Annotated in this window: 13 protein-coding genes, 1 tRNA gene and 1 rRNA gene; 13 read left to right on the top strand and 2 right to left on the bottom strand. The window is 70.8% G+C overall.

The genetic code is table 11. The annotated features are described in order from the left end of the window. From rrf to ACFVT2_RS38365, 3 genes are all read left to right on the top strand, one after another. A 5S ribosomal RNA gene (gene rrf / locus ACFVT2_RS38375) occupies positions 1 to 92 on the top strand; the annotation flags it as partial. A gap of 115 nt (positions 93 to 207) precedes the next feature. Beyond that, positions 208 to 885, top strand: a complete 678-nt coding sequence (locus ACFVT2_RS38370) for a DegT/DnrJ/EryC1/StrS family aminotransferase (RefSeq protein ID WP_390025836.1) — start codon at positions 208 to 210, stop codon at positions 883 to 885. Between the two features lie 60 nt (positions 886 to 945). Next, positions 946 to 1,018, top strand: a tRNA-Thr gene (locus tag ACFVT2_RS38365). Positions 1,019 to 1,113: 95 nt separating this feature from the next. Here the strand turns inward: ACFVT2_RS38365 and ACFVT2_RS38360 are convergent. Then, on the bottom strand, positions 1,114 to 3,735 hold the full coding sequence (locus tag ACFVT2_RS38360; protein ID WP_390025842.1) for a SpoIIE family protein phosphatase: 2,622 nt from the start codon (positions 3,733 to 3,735) through the stop codon (positions 1,114 to 1,116). Positions 3,736 to 4,033: 298 nt separating this feature from the next. On the opposite strand from ACFVT2_RS38360, the gene ACFVT2_RS38355 reads away from it, so the two are divergent. The 10 genes from ACFVT2_RS38355 (at position 4,034) to ACFVT2_RS38310 (ending at position 18,853) form a co-directional block, all read left to right on the top strand. After that, positions 4,034 to 9,526 (top strand): HAMP domain-containing protein, encoded by a 5,493-nt coding sequence (locus ACFVT2_RS38355; RefSeq protein ID WP_390025834.1) that lies wholly within the window; start codon positions 4,034 to 4,036, stop codon positions 9,524 to 9,526. Positions 9,527 to 9,791: 265 nt separating this feature from the next. Then, the gene (locus ACFVT2_RS38350) at positions 9,792 to 10,451 is read left to right on the top strand and encodes a two-component system response regulator (protein WP_390025832.1); all 660 of its coding nucleotides are present in this window, start codon (positions 9,792 to 9,794) and stop codon (positions 10,449 to 10,451) included. A gap of 110 nt (positions 10,452 to 10,561) precedes the next feature. After that, positions 10,562 to 13,357 (top strand): DNA translocase FtsK, encoded by a 2,796-nt coding sequence (locus ACFVT2_RS38345; protein WP_390025830.1) that lies wholly within the window; start codon positions 10,562 to 10,564, stop codon positions 13,355 to 13,357. 224 nt (positions 13,358 to 13,581) lie between these two features. Beyond that, positions 13,582 to 14,421 carry a helix-turn-helix domain-containing protein gene (locus tag ACFVT2_RS38340; protein ID WP_390025828.1) on the top strand — a complete coding sequence of 280 codons (840 nt, stop codon included), beginning with the start codon at positions 13,582 to 13,584 and terminating at the stop codon, positions 14,419 to 14,421. A gap of 105 nt (positions 14,422 to 14,526) precedes the next feature. Beyond that, positions 14,527 to 16,032 carry a 30S ribosomal protein S12 methylthiotransferase RimO gene (gene rimO, locus ACFVT2_RS38335; protein WP_390025826.1) on the top strand — a complete coding sequence of 502 codons (1,506 nt, stop codon included), beginning with the start codon at positions 14,527 to 14,529 and terminating at the stop codon, positions 16,030 to 16,032. After that, entirely contained in the window at positions 16,029 to 16,688 is a 660-nt protein-coding gene (pgsA, locus tag ACFVT2_RS38330; RefSeq protein ID WP_390025824.1) for a CDP-diacylglycerol--glycerol-3-phosphate 3-phosphatidyltransferase, read from the top strand. Before rimO ends, pgsA begins: the two co-directional genes overlap by 4 nt. After that, positions 16,685 to 17,221, top strand: a complete 537-nt coding sequence (locus ACFVT2_RS38325) for a CinA family protein (RefSeq protein WP_390025822.1) — start codon at positions 16,685 to 16,687, stop codon at positions 17,219 to 17,221. Before pgsA ends, ACFVT2_RS38325 begins: the two co-directional genes overlap by 4 nt. 94 nt (positions 17,222 to 17,315) lie before the next feature. Continuing rightward, the gene (locus ACFVT2_RS38320) at positions 17,316 to 17,699 is read left to right on the top strand and encodes a helix-turn-helix domain-containing protein (RefSeq protein WP_016571084.1); all 384 of its coding nucleotides are present in this window, start codon (positions 17,316 to 17,318) and stop codon (positions 17,697 to 17,699) included. A 193-nt stretch (positions 17,700 to 17,892) separates the two neighbouring features. Then, positions 17,893 to 18,363 carry a Dps family protein gene (locus ACFVT2_RS38315; protein WP_390025820.1) on the top strand — a complete coding sequence of 157 codons (471 nt, stop codon included), beginning with the start codon at positions 17,893 to 17,895 and terminating at the stop codon, positions 18,361 to 18,363. 151 nt (positions 18,364 to 18,514) lie between these two features. Next, positions 18,515 to 18,853 (top strand): hypothetical protein, encoded by a 339-nt coding sequence (locus ACFVT2_RS38310; protein ID WP_390025818.1) that lies wholly within the window; start codon positions 18,515 to 18,517, stop codon positions 18,851 to 18,853. Between the two features lie 51 nt (positions 18,854 to 18,904). Here the strand turns inward: ACFVT2_RS38310 and ACFVT2_RS38305 are convergent, their stop codons facing one another. Beyond that, on the bottom strand, positions 18,905 to 19,738 hold the full coding sequence (locus tag ACFVT2_RS38305; protein ID WP_390025816.1) for a DNA-formamidopyrimidine glycosylase family protein: 834 nt from the start codon (positions 19,736 to 19,738) through the stop codon (positions 18,905 to 18,907). Between the last annotated feature and the right edge of the window lie 6 nt (positions 19,739 to 19,744).

Below are 19,744 nucleotides of genomic sequence, written 5' to 3'. Positions count from 1 at the left end.
CGCCCGGTTACATTTCGAACCCGGAAGCTAAGCCTTTCAGCGCCGATGGTACTGCAGGGGGGACCCTGTGGGAGAGTAGGACGCCGCCGAACAATTATTTAGCTCCGGTCCCTGAACCTTCTGGTTCAGGGACCGGAGCTTTTTTGTTTGGGATGTGCAGTGGTGGTCGTAACGTGACGTTCAACTGACCTGGACATGCTCCGCGGCATGGGGACAGTGGGAACGCTCAGGTCGGCCGGTGTCCGCGCTGGTGACGAGGTGGTGGTGCCGGCCTACGGCAACGCCGAAGTCGCCCGGGCGGTGGTGGAGTTGGGGGCGGTGCCGGTGTTCGCCGATGTGGATGCCGACAGTTACTGCCTGGATCCGGCGGCGGTGGCGGACGCGGTGACCGGTCGGACCGCCGCGGTGGTGGCGGTACACCGGTTCGGGCGGCCGGCGGATGTGGTGTGGATCCGTGAAGTCGGCCAGCGGTACGGGTTGTTGGTGCTGGTCGACGACGAGCTGGGGGCGCGGCCGGACGGGGCGGAGCTGCGGCGGGAGCACGCCAGGTATCTGGATGGTCGGCTGAGTGGCGTGCGGACGCCGGTGCCGGCGTCCGGGCACCGCTATGAGCGGTACGTGGTGCGGGTGCCGGGGAATGGGCGGCCGGACCGGGATGCTTTCGCGCGGGCGTTGCAGGCCAAGGGAGTTGGCTGCAGGGTGCCGGTGCAGACGCCGGTGTACCGGATGCCGGGGCTGCGACGGGACGTCTTTCTTCCGGAGACCGAGCGGGCGGTTGACGAGACATTGGCGCTGCCGTTGGACGCGGGAATGACGCGGCGTGAGGTGCAGCGGATGGCGGGGGCCTGCAATGCGCTCGGGGGATTGCTGCAGCCGGCTTTCTAGGCAGGTGCGGGGCCGGTTCGGAATTGCCCTGGCCGTGGGGTAGTATTTATCTCGTTGCCGGCCCCAATAGCTCAGTCGGCAGAGCGTCTCCATGGTAAGGAGAAGGTCTACGGTTCGATTCCGTATTGGGGCTCAAATAAGGGAAAGTCCCCCGCCGTTCGGCGGGGGACTTTTTCGTATGGGGTTGACGGAGGAGGGGGTGGTCCCCGCCGTCCGGCCCGATGGGGGCTAGGCGGCGGGGACTTCGGGGACGCGCAGGGCGAGGATGGCCATGTCGTCGGAGGCTGGTTCGGCGGCGAAGCGTTCCACGGCGCGCAGGACGCGGGCGGCGACGGCACCGGCGGTGAGGCCCGTACACGTCGTCAGGACGTCGGTGAGGCCGTCGTCGCCGAGCATGCGGGTGCCCTCGCGGCGTTCGGTGACGCCGTCGGTGACGCACAGCAGGACGTCGCCCGGGTCGAGGGTGACGGTCTGTTCGTAGAGTTCGAGGTCGTCCATGACGCCGAGCAGGGGCTGTGGCTCGGCGGCTGGGGCGACCGTGCCGTCCTGGCGGAGGCGCAGCGGTAGCGGATGGCCGGCGCAGACCACCTTCAGCAGGGCGCTGCCGTCGGGCTGCGGCCACAGTTCGCCGTAAAGGAGCGTCAGGAAGCGGCTGCGGGCGCCCTCGTCGAGGATGGCGGCGTTGAGCCGTTCCAGGACGGCGGGGCCGCCGAAGCCCTCGCGGGCGAGGAGGCGGAGGGCGTGGCGGGCCAGGCCGGTGACGGCGGCGGCTTCCGGGCCGGTGCCGCAGACGTCGCCGATGGCGAAGCCGTAGGCGCCGTCGCGGATGGGGAAGAGGTCGTAGAAGTCGCCGCCGACCTCGTTGCCCTCGCCGGCCGCGCGGTAGATGACCTCGACCTCGACGCCGGGGATGTCGGGGAGCTCCGGGGGCAGCAGGCTGCGCTGGAGCGACTGGCTGATGGCGGTGCGCTCGCTGTAGAGGCGGGCGTTGTCCAGGGCCAGGGCGGCGCGGCGGGAGAGGTCCTCGGCGAGTTCGAGGATCTCTTGGCGGAAGTGTTCCTCGGTGGGTTTGCCGAGGGTGAGCATGCCGATGACGCGGTTGCGGGCGACGAGGGGGAGTACGACGGTCTCGCCGCCGACCGCGGACGCGGTGGCCAGGGTGGCGCCGGGCCCGGTGGAGGGACGGGCGGATTCCTCCAGGCCGAGGCTGCGCAGGGAGGTGCGCAGTGCCGCGTCGTGGGCGGCGTCGGCGGGGGCGGTCCAGACGCGGGCGCCGGGGGTGGGGACGGGCTCGGGCGGATCGACCTTCATCAGCAGGGTCTTGAGGCCGTCGATGCGGTCCTCGTCCTCATGGAGGACGTAGGAGAGTTCTGGTTCCGAGGTCTGGTCGGCGACCGTGTAGACGGCGCACCAGGTGGCGAGGGTGGGGACCGTCATCTGCGCCATGAGGGCGAGTGTCTGGTCGCGGTCGAGGGTGCCGGCCAGTAGGTCGGACGCCTCGACGAGGAACGAGAGGGAGCCGCGGCGGAGCTTCTCCAACTCGGTGAGGCGGGCGCGTTCGACGGCGAGGGCGATGCGGTCGGCGGCGAACTGGAGGCGCAGGGCCTCTTCGTTGGTGTAGCGGGCCGGGCCCTCGGCGGCGACGCCCAGTGAGCCGGTGAGGCGGCCCTCGACCTTGAGCGGGACGGTGACGACCGAGCGCATACCGGTGCCGGCGAGGAGCGGGACGGCTCCGGGGACGGCGGTGAGGTCCTCGTGGACGGCGGGCATCCGGGCGGAGCCGTAGCGTCCGGAGCCGGCCTCGACGGGGACGCGGGCGAACCGCTGGCGGGCCGAGGGCAGGCCCGTCGAGGCGCGGACCTCCAACTCGGTCTCGTCGTCGGTGGCCAGGAGGAGGTAGGCGGCGTCGCCGTCGAGCATGTCGCGGGCGCGTTCGACGGTGCGCTGGAGCAGGCCGTCGAGGTCGTCGGGGGCGGGGGAGCCGATGAAGACCTCGAAGGGGTCGACGGGGCGGCCCTCGGACGAGGTGGCGGCGTCGGCGGCGGGGGGACGCTGGGGGCTCTGGAGGACGGCGCGCTCGTGGTCGCGGACCAGGAGGCAGACGGTGGACGCCTCGCCGTCGGCGTCGCGGACCCGCAGGTGGGAGGCGTAGACGGGGACGACCCGGCCGTCGGCGCCCCTTATGCCGTAGGAGCCCTCCCAGCGGGAGAGCTGGAGGGCCTCGGCGATGCCGGTGCCGGTGCCGGGGGTGTGTGGCCAGGCGGCGAAGTCGGTGAGGGGTTTGCCGATGACCTGTTCGGGGTCGTAGCCGAAGAGGTCCTGGGCGTCCTCGTTCCAGAACGTGACGCAGCCGCCGCGCTCGATCTGGATCACCGCGACCCGGACCCGGCTGTCGGTGACCGGGAGGGCGTCGACGGGGAGGGCGGGGCCGGCGGAGCGGGTGCCGGCCGGGCGTTCGGGGAGGTCGAGGTGGAACCAGACGTGTTTCTGGGCGGTGGTGTATTCCACGCCCCAGCGGGCGGCCAGGGCGCCGCAGAGCAGCAGACCGCGGCCGCCCTCGCGGTCGGGGTGGACCATGGCCTGGCCGGTGCTCTGGAGTGGAATCTCACGTTCGGGGTAGCGGTCGGCGACGGAGATGCGGACGCCGCCGTCGGTGCGCAGGCACAGCACGTCGGCGGCGGTGCCGGCGTGCACCACGGCATTGGTGACCAGTTCGCTGGTGAGGACCACGGCGTCGTCGACGATGTCGGCGTAGCCCCATCCCTGGAGGGTGTCGCGGACGAAGGCACGGGCAGTGGCGACCGAGCGCCCGACCGGCTCGAAGGTGGCGGCGGCCCGCGCGGTGATCACTGGTCTCCTCATGCGTGTGTCGGTGATCTGCTCCCCCATGGTCGCGGTGCCCCTCCGAATACCTGTCGTGCTCGCACCACCGCCCGGGGAAATGCTGGGGCGGGTGGACAGCCGTATGCCAGGTTACTTACCTTCGCCGGGCCCGGGGATGCCGGTCACGTGTCTTTCGCCCCAATCGTGCATCGGGACGGTGTGCGATGCTGCCGAACTGTTATGGCCTGGTTGAGGCATGGTGAAACACTGGGCAAGCATGAAGAGAGAGCCCGGAGAGAACGGTCGACCCTGCGGGAGGGACACGGTGGAGTCTGGCGTAGCGGCGCGGGGCGTAAGCACGCGCACAAAAGGCGGACGATCCCGGAGTAATGGGACGACTGAGGTCGATACAGCTGCACTGAATCGGCTGCTCGCCGCGCTCGTTGCCATGCGGGATGGGAACTTCCGGAAGCGATTGACGGTTTCCGGCGAAGGCGTCATGTCGGAGATCGCGGCGGTCTTCAACGAGGTCGCCGACCGGAATCTGCACCTGACCGGTGAGCTGGCCCGGGTGCGCCGGGTCGTCGGACGTGAGGGAAAACTCACGGAGCGGTTGGAGGCCGGCGCCGCCGAGGGCTCCTGGGCCGCGGCCATCGAGGCGTCCAACGCCCTGGTGGACGACCTGGTACGGCCGGTCTCCGAGGTCGGACGGGTGCTGTCCGCGGTCTCCGAGGGCGACCTGGAACAGCGGATGGATCTGCGGTCGCGGAGTTCGGACAGCTCTTCGGAGCATCCCCTGCGCGGTGAATTCCTGAAGGTCGGGCGGACCGTCAACGGTCTGGTGGACCAGCTCTCCGCCTTCACCGACGAGGTCACCAGGGTGGCCAGCGAGGTCGGTACGGAGGGCAAGCTCGGCGGCCAGGCGCGGGTGCGCGGTATGTCGGGTTCGTGGAAGGACCTCACGGATTCCGTCAACACGATGGCGTCCCGGCTGACCGCGCAGGTGCGGGACATCGCGCTCGTCACCACGGCCGTCGCCAAGGGCGACCTCTCGCGGAAGGTGACCGTCCACGTCGCCGGCGAGATGTTGGAGCTGAAGAACACCGTCAACACGATGGTGGACCAGCTGTCCTCGTTCGCCTCCGAGGTGACCCGGGTCGCCCGTGAGGTCGGTACGGAGGGCGAGCTGGGCGGTCAGGCCCAGGTGCCCGGCGTGGCCGGGGTGTGGAAGGACCTGACCGATTCGGTCAACCTCATGGCGGGCAACCTCACCGCGCAGGTGCGGGGGATCGCCCAGGTCACCACCGCGGTCGCCAGCGGCGACCTCTCGCAGAAGGTCACGGTCAGCGCCCGCGGCGAGGTGGCGCAGCTGGCCGAGACCATCAACACCATGACCGAGACGCTGCGCACCTTCGCCGACGAGGTGACGCGGGTCGCGAACGAGGTCGGGGCCGAGGGGCAGCTCGGCGGTCAGGCGCAGGTGCCGGGTGCCGCCGGTACGTGGAAGGACCTCACCGACTCGGTGAACAACGCCTTCCGCAACCTCACCGGGCAGGTCCGGGACATCGCGCAGGTGACGACGGCGGTGGCCAACGGTGACCTGTCGCAGAAGGTCACCGTCGATGTGGCCGGCGAGATGCTGGAGTTGAAGAACACCGTCAACACGATGGTGGACCAGCTCTCCTCGTTCGGCGCCGAAGTGACGCGGGTGGCCCGGGAGATCGGCGTCGAGGGCGAACTGGGCGGCCAGGCCGCCGTACCGGGCGCCGCGGGCACCTGGAAGGACCTCACCGACTCCGTCAACACCGCGTTCCGCAACCTCACCGGGCAGGTGCGCAACATCGCGCAGGTGACGACGGCGGTGGCCAACGGCGATCTGTCGCAGAAGGTCACCGTCGACGTCTCCGGCGAAATGCTCCAGCTGAAGAACACCGTGAACACCATGGTGGACCAGTTGTCGTCGTTCGCGGACCAGGTCACCCGCATGGCCCGGGACGTGGGCACGGAGGGCCGACTGGGCGGTCAGGCGCGGGTGGACGGCGTCAGCGGCACCTGGAAGGAACTGACCGACTCCGTCAACTTCATGGCGGGGAACCTCACCTCGCAGGTGCGGCAGATCGCCCAAGTGACGACGGCGGTGGCGCGCGGCGACCTGTCGCAGAAGATCGACGTCGATGCGCGCGGCGAGATCCTGGAGCTCAAGAGCACCATCAACACGATGGTGGACCAGCTCTCCGCCTTCGCCGAGCAGGTGACCCGGGTCGCCCGGGAGGTCGGTACGGAAGGCCGGCTCGGGGGGCAGGCGCAGGTGCCGGGCGTCGCCGGCGTCTGGCGCGACCTGACCGACTCGGTGAACGGCATGGCCGGCAACCTCACCGCCCAGGTCCGCAACATCGCGCAGGTCGCGACCGCGGTGGCGCGCGGTGACCTGTCGCAGAAGATCGACGTGGACGCCCGCGGCGAGATCCTGGAGCTGAAGAACACCCTCAACACGATGGTGGACCAGCTCTCCTCGTTCGCCGAGGAGGTCACCCGGGTCGCCCGTGAGGTCGGCACCGAGGGCATCCTGGGCGGCCAGGCCGAGGTCCAGGGCGTCAGCGGTACGTGGAAGGACCTCACCCAGTCCGTCAACTTCATGGCGAACAACCTGACCTCGCAGGTGCGCAACATCGGCGAGGTGACCACCGCGGTGGCCCGCGGCGACCTGTCGAAGAAGATCACGGTCGACGCCAAGGGCGAGATCCTCGAACTCGTCACGACCGTGAACACCATGGTCGACCAGCTGTCGCTGTTCGCGGAGCAGGTGACGCGGGTGGCCCGCGAGGTCGGTACCGAGGGCCAACTCGGCGGCCAGGCAAGGGTTCCGGGCGTCACCGGCATCTGGAAGGACCTCAGCGACAACGTCAACCTGATGGCCAACAACCTGACCATCCAGGTGCGGAACATCTCGCAGGTCTCGGCGGCGGTCGCCAACGGCGATCTGACGAAGAAGGTGACGGTCGAGGCACGCGGCGAGGTCGCGCAGCTGGCCGACACCGTCAACACCATGGTGACCACCCTCTCGTCGTTCGCCGACGAGGTGACCCGGGTGGCCCGTGAGGTGGGCACCGACGGGATCCTGGGCGGCCAGGCCCGCGTACCCGGCGTCGCCGGTACGTGGAAGGACCTCACCGAGTCGGTGAACTCCATGGCCAACAACCTGACCGGCCAGGTCCGCAACATCGCCATGGTCACCACCGCCATCGCCAAGGGTGATCTGACCAAGAAGATCGACATCGACGCGCGGGGCGAGATCCTGGCGCTGAAGACCACCATCAACACGATGGTCGACCAGCTGTCCTCGTTCGCCGAGCAGGTCACCAGGGTGGCCCGCGAGGTGGGCACGGAGGGCCAGCTGGGCGGTCAGGCGCAGGTGCGCGGCGTGGCCGGCACCTGGAAGGACCTGACGGAGTCGGTGAACGAGATGGCCGGGAACCTCACCCGGCAGGTGCGTGCCATCGCCGCGGTCGCCGCCGCGGTGACCCTCGGCGACCACAACGTCCGGATCGACGTGGACGCGGCCGGCGAGATCCTGGAGCTCCAGGACAACATCAACACCATGATCTCCACGCTCCGGGAGACCACCCTCGCCAACGAGGAGCAGGACTGGCTGAAGGGCAACCTCGCCCGGATCTCCGGTCTGATGCAGGGCCGCCGCGACCTCAAGGACGTCGCCACACTCATCATGAGCGAGCTCTCGCCCGCGGTCTCCGCACAGCACGGGGCGTTCTTCCTCGCCGCGCGGCCCGACGTGCAGGAGCTCGGCGCCGAAGGCGGCGGCGGATACGAACTGCGGCTGATGGGCTCGTACGGCTACTCCATGGGCGGGATGCCCACGACGTTCCGGCCGGGGGAGACGCTGATCGGGACGGCGGCGGAGGAGGGCCGCACGATCCTGGTGGAGAACGTGCCCTCCGGATACCTCAAGATCGCCTCGGGGCTGGGGGAGGCGCCGCCGGCCAACGTCATCGTGCTGCCCGTGCTCTTCGAGGACAAGGTGCTCGGCGTGATCGAGCTGGCGTCCTTCCAGCCGTTCACCCAGATCCAGAAGGACTTCCTCAGCCAGATCGCCGAGATGATCGCGACCAGCGTCAACACCATCTCGGTGAACACCAAGACCGAGGTGCTGCTGGGGCAGTCGCAGGAGCTGACCGAACAACTCCGGGAGCGCTCAGCGGAGTTGGAGAGCCGGCAGAAGGCGCTGGAGCTGTCCAACTCCGAACTGGAGGAGAAGGCCGAACAGCTGCGGGCGCAGAACCGCGACATCGAGGTGAAGAACACCGAGATCGAGGAGGCGCGGCAGGTCCTGGAGGAGCGCGCCGAGCAGCTCGCGGTCTCGATGCGCTACAAGTCGGAATTCCTGGCGAACATGTCGCACGAGCTGCGGACGCCGCTGAACTCGCTGCTGATCCTCGCCAAGCTGCTCGCCGACAACGCCGAGGGGAACCTCTCCCCGAAGCAGGTGGAGTTCTCCGAGACCATCCACGGCGCCGGCTCGGACCTGCTCCAGCTGATCAACGACATCCTCGACCTGTCCAAGGTGGAGGCCGGCAAGATGGACGTCAGTCCGACCCGGATCGCGCTGGTCCAGCTCGTCGACTACGTCGAGGCCACCTTCCGGCCGCTGACCGCCGAGAAGGGACTCGACTTCTCGGTACGGGTCTCTCCGGAGTTGCCCGCAACCCTGCACACCGACGAGCAGCGGCTCCTCCAGGTGCTGCGCAACCTGCTCTCCAACGCGGTGAAGTTCACCGACAGCGGCGCCGTCGAGCTGGTGATCCGGCCGGCCGGGGAGGACGTCCCGGTGGCCATCCGCGAGCAGTTGCTGGAGCACGGTTCGCTGCGCGACCCGGACGCCGACATGATCGCCTTCTCGGTGACCGACACCGGGATCGGTATCGCGTCGAGCAAGATGCGGGTCATCTTCGAGGCGTTCAAGCAGGCGGACGGCACCACCAGCCGCAAGTACGGCGGCACCGGCCTGGGCCTGTCCATCAGCCGGGAGATCGCGCGACTGCTGGGTGGCGAGATCCACGCCCAGAGCGAGCCCAACCGCGGTTCGACGTTCACCCTGTACCTGCCGCACAACCCGGGCGGGCTGCCGCCGCAGGGCTATCCGCAGCTGGTAGCCGGCGGGCTGGCGATGGACGCGGAGGCGCGGGAGACCGAGGACGGGCTCCAGGAGAGCGTGGAGCCGCGGCGCGAGACGGGGACCGGTGGCAGTCTCAACCGGCGCCGCCGGCGGGCGGTTTCCGGCGGGGCACAGCGGTTCGCGCTGCCCGGCCAGCCGACGCTCGGGTCGCAGCAACTCTCCGCGGCGGCGCAGCCGGTCGCCCATCAGCCGGAGGAGTCCTGGCTCGGCAACGGGCAGGATCTGGTCGATCCGGGCTTCGAGGGCGGGTTCCACGGCGAGAAGGTGCTGATCGTCGACGACGACATCCGCAACGTCTTCGCGCTCACCAGCGTGCTGGAGCAGCACGGGCTGTCGGTGCTGTACGCCGAGAACGGCCGGGAGGGCATCGAGGTGCTGGAGCAGCACGACGACATCGTGCTGGTCCTGATGGACATCATGATGCCGGAGATGGACGGTTACGCGACCACCTCGGCGATCCGGCGGATGCCGCAGTTCGCCGGACTGCCGATCATCGCGCTGACGGCGAAGGCCATGAAGGGCGACCGGGAGAAGAGCATCGACTCCGGGGCGTCGGACTACGTGACCAAGCCGGTGGACACCGATCATCTGCTGTCGGTCATGGAGCACTGGATGCGCCAGAGGTGACGGGCCGTCCAGTGGGCGTCCAATATGGGATCCGGCAGGATCATCGCGTGCTGACTCAGTGTGGCCGTGGACGTGTGGAACCGCGGGATTCGGGGAACTTTCTCGTCTCTCGCTGCGTTTCTGCTACGTGCACAGTGACATCGCGGTGACAGGGTGTGGCGACAGGCGGGGTGCAGCTACGATGACCGGCACAAGGACGGGCGGCATGACGGAGTCGTCCCCTGGGGCGGCGTCCGGTTCCATGCCGGGGCGAGGAGGACGGGCCATGGTGCAGAAGGCCAAGATCCTCCTGGTCGATGACCGGCCGGAGAATCTGCTGGCGCTGGAGGCGATCCTCTCCGCGCTCGATCAGACACTGGTGCGGGCATCGTCCGGGGAGGAAGCGCTCAAAGCACTGCTCACCGACGACTTCGCGGTGATTCTGCTCGATGTGCAGATGCCGGGTATGGACGGTTTTGAAACCGCCGCACACATCAAGCGGCGGGAGCGCACCCGGGACATCCCGATCATCTTCCTCACCGCGATCAACCACGGCCCGCACCACACCTTCCGCGGTTACGCGGCCGGCGCGGTCGACTACATCTCCAAGCCGTTCGACCCGTGGGTGCTGCGCGCCAAGGTCTCGGTCTTCGTCGACCTGTACATGAAGAACTGCCAACTGCGTGAGCAGGCCTCGCTGCTGAGGCTGCAACTGGACGGCGGCCGGCAGAGCGTCGGCGAGACCAAGGAGTCCGCCGGGCTGCTCGCCGAACTCTCCGCGCGGCTGGCCGCCGTCGAGGAGCAGGCCGAGGCGCTCTCCAAACAGCTCGACGAGTCGGCGGACGCCGCGGCGGTGGCCACCGCCGCGCATCTGGAGCGCAAACTGACCGGCCTGCGGCGGGCGCTGGACGCCCTGGAGCCCGGGGCCGGGGCGCCCGCCGGCTGACGGAGCGTCCGCGGCGGGCTGACGGCCTTTCATGAACCGGGCGCGCGACACGAATGGGTGAAGCGCCGCGCGCTCGTGCCGCGCACGCCGGCGCCTGTAATCTCGTCGGCATGGCCTCACGTACGTCCGGCAAGGGAACCCAGCGCACGGCGGGCCCCTCGAAGCCGCGCGCCGGACAGTCCGGGGGCGCCGCGAAGAAGACCGCCGCCAAGAAGGCGCCCGCGAAGCGGCCGCCGGCCAAGAAGGCCGCGGTCGCCAAGAAGGCCCCGGCGAAGAGGGCGCCCGCCAAGAAGGCCGCGCCGAAGCCGGCGCCGTCGCCGACCGGCGGCGTCTACCGTCTCGCGCGGGCCTGCTGGCTGGGTGCCGCGCACGCCACCGGGGCGGTGTTCCGCGGCTTCGGCCGCGGCGCCAAGAACCTCGATCCGGCGCACCGCAAGGACGGGCTGGGGCTGCTGCTGCTCGGCCTGGCGCTGGTCGTCGCGGCCGGCACCTGGTCCAACCTCTCCGGCCCGGTCGGCAACCTCGTCGAGCTGCTGGTGACCGGTGCGTTCGGGCGGCTCGACCTGGTCGTCCCGATACTGCTCGGCGGCATCGCGGTCCGGCTCATCCGCCACCCGGAGCGGCCGGAGGCCAACGGCCGGATCATCATCGGGCTCTCGGCGCTGGTGATCGGCGTGCTCGGACAGGTGGCGATGGCCTGTGGGTCCCCGGGGCGGGGCGACGGGCTCGCCGCCATACAGGACGCCGGCGGCTATGTCGGCTGGGCGGTGTCCAAGCCCCTGATCTTCACCGTCGGGCAGACCCTGGCGGTGGCGCTGCTGGTGCTGCTGACCGTCTTCGGGCTGCTGGTGGTGACCGCGACGCCGGTGAACGCCATCCCGCAGCGGCTCCGGGCGCTCGGCGCGCGGCTCGGCTTGCTGGAGACCACGGACGACGCGGCGTACGACGACGAGGTGGAGTACGCCGAGGAGTGGCGCGAACAGCCGGCCCGCCAGTCGTACCGGACCCCTCCCGCGGAGTCCGAACCGGAGGCGTTGGAGGAGGCCGCGCTCGCCAAGCGGCGGCGGCCGCGCCGGGCCTCGGCCCAGCCCGCCGACCGGCCGATGGACGCGGTGGACGTCGCCGCCGCGGCCGCCGCGGCGCTGGACGGCGCGGTGCTGCACGGCGTCCAGCCCTCGCCGCTGGTCGCCGAGCTCAGCGGCGGCATCTCCGGGGAGCGTCGGGAGCGCACCGCGGACATCGCCGAGGAGAGCGGTGCGGTGCCGCCGGCCCGGGGCGCGGAGCCGCCCGCGGCCGCCCCGGCCCCCAAGGCCGAGCGTTCCTCGTCGGTGCCGGACCTGACCAAGGGCGGGGTGCCGGACCTGACCAAGGCCGCGCCGGAGCCGACCGGCGACCTGCCGCCGCGCGCCGAGCAGCTCCAGCTCTCCGGCGACATCACCTACGCGCTGCCGTCGCTCGACCTGCTCACCCGAGGCGGCCCCGGCAAGACCCGCAGCGCCGCCAACGACGCCATAGTGGAGTCGCTGACCAACGTCTTCACCGAGTTCAAGGTCGACGCCGCCGTCACCGGCTTCACCCGCGGCCCGACGGTCACCCGCTACGAGGTCGAGCTCGGCCCCGCGGTGAAGGTCGAGAAGATCACGGCGCTGGCCAAGAACATCGCGTACGCGGTGGCCTCCCCGGACGTGCGGATCATCTCGCCGATCCCCGGCAAGTCCGCGGTCGGCATCGAGATCCCGAACACGGACCGCGAGATGGTCAACGTCGGCGACGTACTGCGCCTGGCGGACGCCGCCGGGGACGACCACCCGATGCTGGTCGCGCTCGGCAAGGACGTCGAGGGCGGCTACGTGATGGCGAACATGGCGAAGATGCCGCACGTGCTGGTCGCCGGCGCGACCGGCTCCGGCAAGTCGTCCTGCATCAACTGCCTGATCACCTCGATCATGGTGCGGGCCAGTCCCGAGGACGTCCGCATGGTGCTCGTCGACCCCAAGCGGGTGGAGCTGACGGCCTACGAGGGCATCCCGCACCTGATCACGCCGATCATCACCAACCCCAAGCGGGCCGCCGAGGCGCTCCAGTGGGTGGTGCGCGAGATGGACCTGCGCTACGACGACCTCGCGGCCTTCGGCTACCGGCACATCGACGACTTCAACGCGGCCATCCGCTCCGGCAAGCTCAAGACGCCCGAGGGCAGCGAGCGCGAGCTGACGCCCTACCCGTACCTGCTGGTGATCGTGGACGAGCTGGCGGACCTGATGATGGTCGCGCCGCGGGACGTCGAGGACTCCATCGTCCGCATCACGCAGCTGGCCCGCGCGGCCGGCATCCACCTGGTGCTGGCGACCCAGCGGCCGTCGGTCGACGTCGTCACCGGTCTGATCAAGGCCAACGTGCCGTCCCGGCTGGCGTTCGCCACCTCCTCGCTGGCCGACAGCCGGGTCATCCTCGACCAGCCGGGTGCCGAGAAGCTGATCGGCAAGGGCGACGGGCTGTTCCTGCCGATGGGGGCCAACAAGCCGGTCCGGATGCAGGGCGCGTTCGTCACCGAGGAGGAGGTGGCCGTCGTCGTCCAGCACTGCAAGGACCAGATGGCGCCCGTCTTCCGGGACGACGTCACCGTCGGCACCGCCAAGAAGAAGGAGATCGACGAGGACATCGGCGACGACCTCGACCTGCTGTGCCAGGCGGCGGAGCTGGTGGTGTCCACCCAGTTCGGGTCGACGTCGATGCTCCAGCGCAAGCTGCGGGTGGGGTTCGCCAAGGCCGGGCGGCTGATGGACCTGATGGAGTCGCGGAACGTCGTCGGGCCGAGCGAGGGCTCCAAGGCGCGTGACGTGTTGGTGAAGCCGGATGAATTGGACGGAGTGCTGGCGGTCATCCGGGGGGAGGCTACCCACTAGCACGCACGTGCGGACCCGCTCGTCCGCGCGCGGAGGCAACCGTTTCCCTTGGCGGTACGTCAAGTTGAGGGAGGCGGGGGAGGCTGCTCCGGCCTCCGGCCCCGAGGCAGCGCCGCGGGGCGTTCCGATGGCGTACAAACCCGGCTCTCCCGCTTGCCCGACCCTTTCGCAACACCCCTAGACTGAACTTCCAGCAGGTGGCTACACGCTCGAAAGGCGCCCCCGTGTCCATCGGCAACTCCCCCAACTCCCCCGAAGAGGACCGGCCTTCCGCCGGTCCGGACCGGCCATCGGTCGGCCGAGCCCTCCAGCAGGCCCGTATCGGTGCGGGACTGACCGTCGAAGAGGTCAGTACGGCGACGCGGGTGCGGATCCCCCTCGTGCACGAGATCGAGCAGGACGACTTCTCGCGCTGCGGCGGCGACGTCTACGCGCGCGGACACATCAGAGCGCTCGCCCGTGCCGTCTCCCTCGACCCCCAATCCCTGATCGAACGCTACGACGCCGACCACGGCGGCCGGCCCACCCCGACCGTCGCCGCCCCGCTCTTCGAGGCGGAGCGGATCCGGTCGGAACCGCGCCGCCCCAACTGGACCGCCGCGATGGTCGCGGCGATCGTCGCCGTGATCGGCTTCGCCGGCTTCACGTTCTTCAGCAGTGGCAGCAAGCACCAGGCCGGTCCGATCGCCTCCGACACCGCCAAGGCCGACAAGCCGGGCCCGGCCCCCAGCACCATCCACCCCCAGGCCCCCCAGCCGGCCCGCCCGGCTCCCTCCGACAGCGCCATCGCCGGACTGCCCAAGGACAAGGTCACGATCAAGGTGACCGCCAAGGACGGGCAGAGCTGGATCTCCGCCAAGGACGCCAACGGCAACCTCCTGCAGGACGGGCTGCTCAAGCAGGGGGAGTCGAAGACGTTCACCGACAAGAAGCGGATCGACCTCGTCGTCGGGAACGCCGGTGCCGTACAGCTGTACGTCAACGGCAAGGAGGTCAAGAAGGTCGGCGACGAGGGCTCGGTCGAGCGGCTGAGCTACACGCCGGGGGACCCGCAGGCGGGCTGAGGACCGCCGTCCGGGCGCCTACCGCCGCCCGCCCCCGGGGTCCCGGGACGGGCGGCGGAGACCTGCGCGCCATGGGGGCGTCCGGGACGAAGTAGGCTGAGCCCCATGCCCGAACGCCGTACCGTCGCCCTTGTCACCCTTGGCTGCGCCCGTAACGAGGTGGACTCGGAGGAACTCGCAGGCCGCTTGGCAGCGGACGGCTGGGAGCTCGTCGAGGACGCCGTCGACGCGGACGTGGCCGTCGTCAACACCTGTGGCTTCGTCGAGGCCGCCAAGAAGGACTCCGTCGACGCCCTGCTGGAGGCCAACGATCTCAAGGATCACGGCCGGACCCAGGCCGTGGTGGCCGTCGGCTGCATGGCCGAGCGCTACGGCAAGGAACTCGCCGATGCGCTGCCCGAGGCGGACGGGGTGCTCGGGTTCGACGACTACTCCGACATCTCCGACCGGCTGCAGACCATCCTCAGCGGCGGCATCCACGCCGCGCACACCCCGCGCGACCGCCGCAAGCTGCTGCCGATCAGCCCGGCCGAGCGCCAGGACGCCGCCGGGGTCGCGCTGCCCGGCCACGCCCAGTCCGGTGCCGAGGAGCCGGCGGCCCCGCCGCAGGACCTGCCCGAGGGCGTCGCGCCGGCCTCGGGGCCGCGGGCACCGCTCCGCCGCCGGCTGGGCAACGACCCGGTGGCCTCGGTGAAGCTGGCTTCGGGGTGCGACCGGCGCTGCTCGTTCTGCGCGATCCCGTCCTTCCGCGGCTCGTTCATCTCGCGCCGGCCCTCGGACGTGCTCGGCGAGACCCGCTGGCTGGCCGAGCAGGGCGTCAAGGAGATCATGTTGGTCTCCGAGAACAACACCTCCTACGGCAAGGACCTCGGCGACATCCGGCTGCTGGAGACGCTGCTGCCGGAGCTGGCCGCGGTCGACGGCATCGAGCGGATCCGGGTCAGCTACCTCCAGCCCGCCGAGATGCGGCCCGGCCTGATCGACGTGCTGACCGGCACCGACAAGGTGGCGCCCTACTTCGACCTGTCGTTCCAGCACTCGGCGCCGGGCGTGCTGCGCGCGATGCGGCGGTTCGGTGACACCGACCGCTTCCTGGAGCTCCTGGAGACCATTCGGACCAAGGCGCCGGAGGCCGGGGCCCGCTCCAACTTCATCGTCGGTTTCCCCGGCGAGTCGGAGAGCGACCTGGCGGAGCTGGAGCGGTTCCTCAGCGAGGCCCGGCTGGATGCCATCGGCGTCTTCGGCTACTCCGACGAGGACGGCACCGAGGCCGCCGGCTACGAGAACAAGCTCGACCCCGAGGTGGTCGCCGAGCGGCTGGCGCGGGTGTCCCGGCTGGCCGAGGAGCTGACCGCGCAGCGGGCGGCCGAGCGGGTCGGGGAGACGGTCCGGGTGCTGGTGGACCGGATCGACGACGAGGACGACGGGATCGTCGGGCGGGCCGCGCACCAGGCGCCGGAGACCGACGGGGTCACGCTGCTCACGACCGGCCAGGACGTGCGGCCCGGTCGTATGGTCGAAGCAAAGGTGGTCGCGAGCGAGGGCGTGGACCTCGTGGCGGAGGTGCTGTCGGTGGACGGTACGGGATGTACCGAGGAGGCGGGCAGATGAGCGGAGCCTCGGCTTCCGCCGCCGGGAGGCCGCGCACGACGCCGGCCGTCCGGCAGGCCGGGCTGTGGAACATTGCCAACGTCCTGACGATGCTGCGGCTGCTGCTGGTCCCGGCGTTCGTGCTGCTGCTGATGCACGACGGCGGGGTGAGCCCGACCTGGCGGTCGTTCGCCTGGGCGGCCTTCGCCGTCGCCATGATCACGGATGTCTTCGACGGGCATCTGGCGCGCACGTACAACCTGGTCACCGACTTCGGCAAGATCGCCGACCCGATCGCGGACAAGGCGATCATGGGCGCCGCGCTGATCTGTCTGTCGGTGCTGGGGGATCTGTCCTGGTGGGTGACGGGCCTGATCCTCTTCCGGGAGCTGGGCATCACGCTGATGCGGTTCTGGGTGATCAAGCACGGAGTGATTCCGGCCAGCCGGGGCGGCAAGATCAAGACACTGGCGCAGGGCACCGCCGTGGGCATGTACGTGCTGGTGCTGACCGGGCCGCTGGCCACCTTCCGCTGGTGGGTGATGGCGGTGGCGGTGGTGCTGACCGTGGCGACCGGGCTCGACTACGTGCGGCAGGCCGTGGTGCTGCGCCGGGCCGGACTGGCCCGGGCACGCGCCGAGCTCGCCGAGAGGTCCGCAGAGGACGACGTCCGGTGAGCGCGCCGGGTTCTGCGGCGGCCGGGGCACTGGAGGTGCTCGCCGGGCGGCGGCAGAGCCTGGCGGTGGCCGAGTCGCTCACCGGCGGGCTGGTCGCGGGCGAGCTGACCGCCGTCCCCGGCGCCTCACGGGTGGTGCGCGGGTCGGTCACGGCGTACGCCACCGACGTCAAGCGGGAGCTGCTGGGGGTGGACGGCGCGCTGCTGGCCGCCCGCGGGGCGGTGGACGGCGAGGTCGCCCGGCAGATGGCCGGCGGGGTGCGCCGGGTGCTCGGTGCCGACTGGGGCATCGCGACCACGGGCGTCGCCGGGCCCGAACCCCAGGACGGGCAGCCGGTGGGCACCGTCTACGTGGCCGTCCAGGGCCCGGACGGCGAGGACGCGGTACGGCGGCTGGGGCTGACGGGGGATCGTGACCGGATCCGTCGTGACAGCGTCCACGCCGTGCTCGCGCTGCTGCTCTGCGAACTCACGGAAAATGCGCGGGCACAGGATACGGAACAACACGGGGGGAATGGATGTTTGCAGCCCTGAGTGAACACGTACTCGCTCCCGGCACGCCTGCGGCCCGAGGCGGTACGGTGGGGCGAGAAGGATCCGCAACCGAGGTCCGAGGAGGGAGCCAGCGATGATTCTGCTTCGTCGCCTGCTGGGTGACGTGCTGCGCCGACAGCGTCAGCGCCAAGGCCGCACCCTGCGCGAGGTCTCGTCCTCCGCCCGGGTGTCGCTCGGCTACTTGTCCGAGGTCGAGAGGGGCCAGAAGGAGGCGTCCTCCGAACTGCTCTCGGCGATCTGCGACGCGCTGGATGTGCGCATGTCCGAGCTGATGCGAGAGGTCAGTGACGAGCTGGCACTCGCCGAGCTGGCCGCGTCCGCGGCCGCGACGGACACGGTGCCGGCACCGGTCCGGCCGAAGCTCAATTCGGTGTCCGTCACGTCCCTGGCCGGTGTGCCGGAGGAGCGCGTGACCATCAAGTCCCCGGCCGACGTCGTGGATGTCGTCGCGGCCTGACACCACAGACCAGGCATGGCCGGAGCCCCGGCGGGCAGCAGCCCGCCGGGGCTTCTTGCTGCCCGTGCCCCGTCCCGGCGGGTCCTCGGCCGGACCGGCTGGGCTGCTCGGAGCGGAGCCTCGGCCCGTAGCATGGGGGCTAATCGGAATATTCGCCTGAATATCCTCAATACACCTGAAAAGGAGTATCTGGATGTCTGTGGTCACAAGCACGCTGTCCGAAGCAGCCCGCACCGTCGTCGGCGACGCTCTCCAAGGCGCCCTGGTGGACCTGGTGGATCTCTCCCTGGTCGCCAAGCAGGTGCACTGGAACGTCGTCGGTCCGCGCTTCCGCTCCGTCCACCTCCAACTCGACGAGGTCGTCGCCACCGCACGGCAGCACGCCGACACGGTGGCCGAGCGGGCCGCGGCGATCGGGGTCACGCCGGACGGTCGGTCCGCGACGGTCGCCAAGACCAGCGGTATCCACGAGGCGCCGGACGGTTGGGTCAAGGACGGCGATGTCGTTCGGACGATGGTGGACGCGCTCGGCGCGATCATCGGGCGGATGCGGGAGCGGATCGCCGCCACCGACGAGCCCGATCCGGTCAGCCAGGACATTCTCATCGGCCTCACCGCCGACCTGGAGAAGCACCACTGGATGTTCCAGGCCGAGTCCCGGTGACCGCGGCCGGCTGAGGACGGCCCGGTGACCGGCTGCCGACCGGGGGCGCAGCCGGGGGACTCCGGAGCGCACCGCACGCGCCGGGCGTGCGTCGGTGCGCCCCTGCCGCCGGGTGGCGGGCCCGGTCTAGCGTCGGCCCGAGGAGGCAGGCATGGCGAGGCGTGCGAGGTCCGTGCCGGGACGGTGGATATCCGCGGCGCTCGTCGGGGGGCTGTGGTGGTGGGCGGTGTGCCGGCTGGTCCTGTGGCCGGGCTCGGCGGGTCCGGTGGAAGGGGCGGTGGCGACCGCCGGCTGGGGGCTCAGTCTGCTGCCGGTGCACTGCGTTCCGTGGAGCGGACGGCGTGCGGGGGCGGGAGGTCGTGCCGGGCGCGAGGGCGCGGCGGCGGCCGTGGAGGCGCGACTCACCGAGGTGTGGCGGCGTACCGGGGTGGGGCGGTTCGTCGGAGCGTGGTGGCAGCGTTGCTCGGGGGGCGGGGATGAGCGGCGGTGACGGGCCAATGGGGCTGATAGGGCAGACAGGTCTGACGGGTCTGATGGGGCGTCAATGTGTGGGTGGGGGCGGCTGGCAGGTGGGGCACCAGTAGGTGACGCGTTCCTCGGTGGTGGGGTCCTGGTCGGCGGTGCGGACCGGGGTGCCGCAGCGCAGGCAGGGACGGCCGGCGCGGCCGTAGACCCACAGTCGGCGGTCGCGGTGGGATGCCCCACGGCCCTCGAACGGGCGTGGGCGGTACCCCCACGGAGTGGTGACCCGGGCCGGGCGGTGCTTGTTGGCCTCCAGGAGCTTCTTGGCGAGGGCCGGGGCGCGTTCGGGGGTGGTGAGGCGGCCGACCGGGAGCCAGGGGGAGGCGCCGAGGAGGAAGCACAGTTCGGACTTGTAGACATTGCCGATGCCGGCGAGGTTGCGCTGGTCGAGCAGGGCCTCACCCAGGGGGCGGTCGGGAGCGGCGAGCAGCCGGCGCAGGGCCTCCGCCGGGTCCCAGTCCGGGCCCAGTAGATCGGGGCCGAGGTGGCCGGTGACCTGGGATTCGTCGGCGGTGCGGAGGAGCTCCAGGACGGGGAGGCGGTAGCCGACGGCGGTGTGCGCGGCGGTGCCGAGGACCGCCCGGATCTGGTGCGCGGGGCCGCCGCGCCACCGCTCGGCCGGGGCGTAGAGCTTCCAGGCGCCGTCCATCCGCAGATGGGAGTGGAGGGTGAGATCGCCCTCGAAGCGGGTGAGCAGGTGCTTGCCGCGGGGTACCACCGCCAGTACCTCGCGGCCGGTCAGGTCGACCGTCGCGAGGCGGGGGACGCGCAGGTCGCAGCGGGTCAGCGGGCTGTCGGCCAGTGCCTGGTGGAGACGGTGCGCCAGCCGCCAGACGGTGTCGCCTTCTGGCATGGGGCC

Origin of the sequence: Streptomyces sp. NPDC058000 (genome assembly GCF_042886435.1) — a bacterium.
In the GTDB taxonomy this organism is placed as follows: domain Bacteria; phylum Actinomycetota; class Actinomycetes; order Streptomycetales; family Streptomycetaceae; genus Streptomyces.
This window is presented reverse-complemented; position numbering and strand designations above follow the sequence as displayed.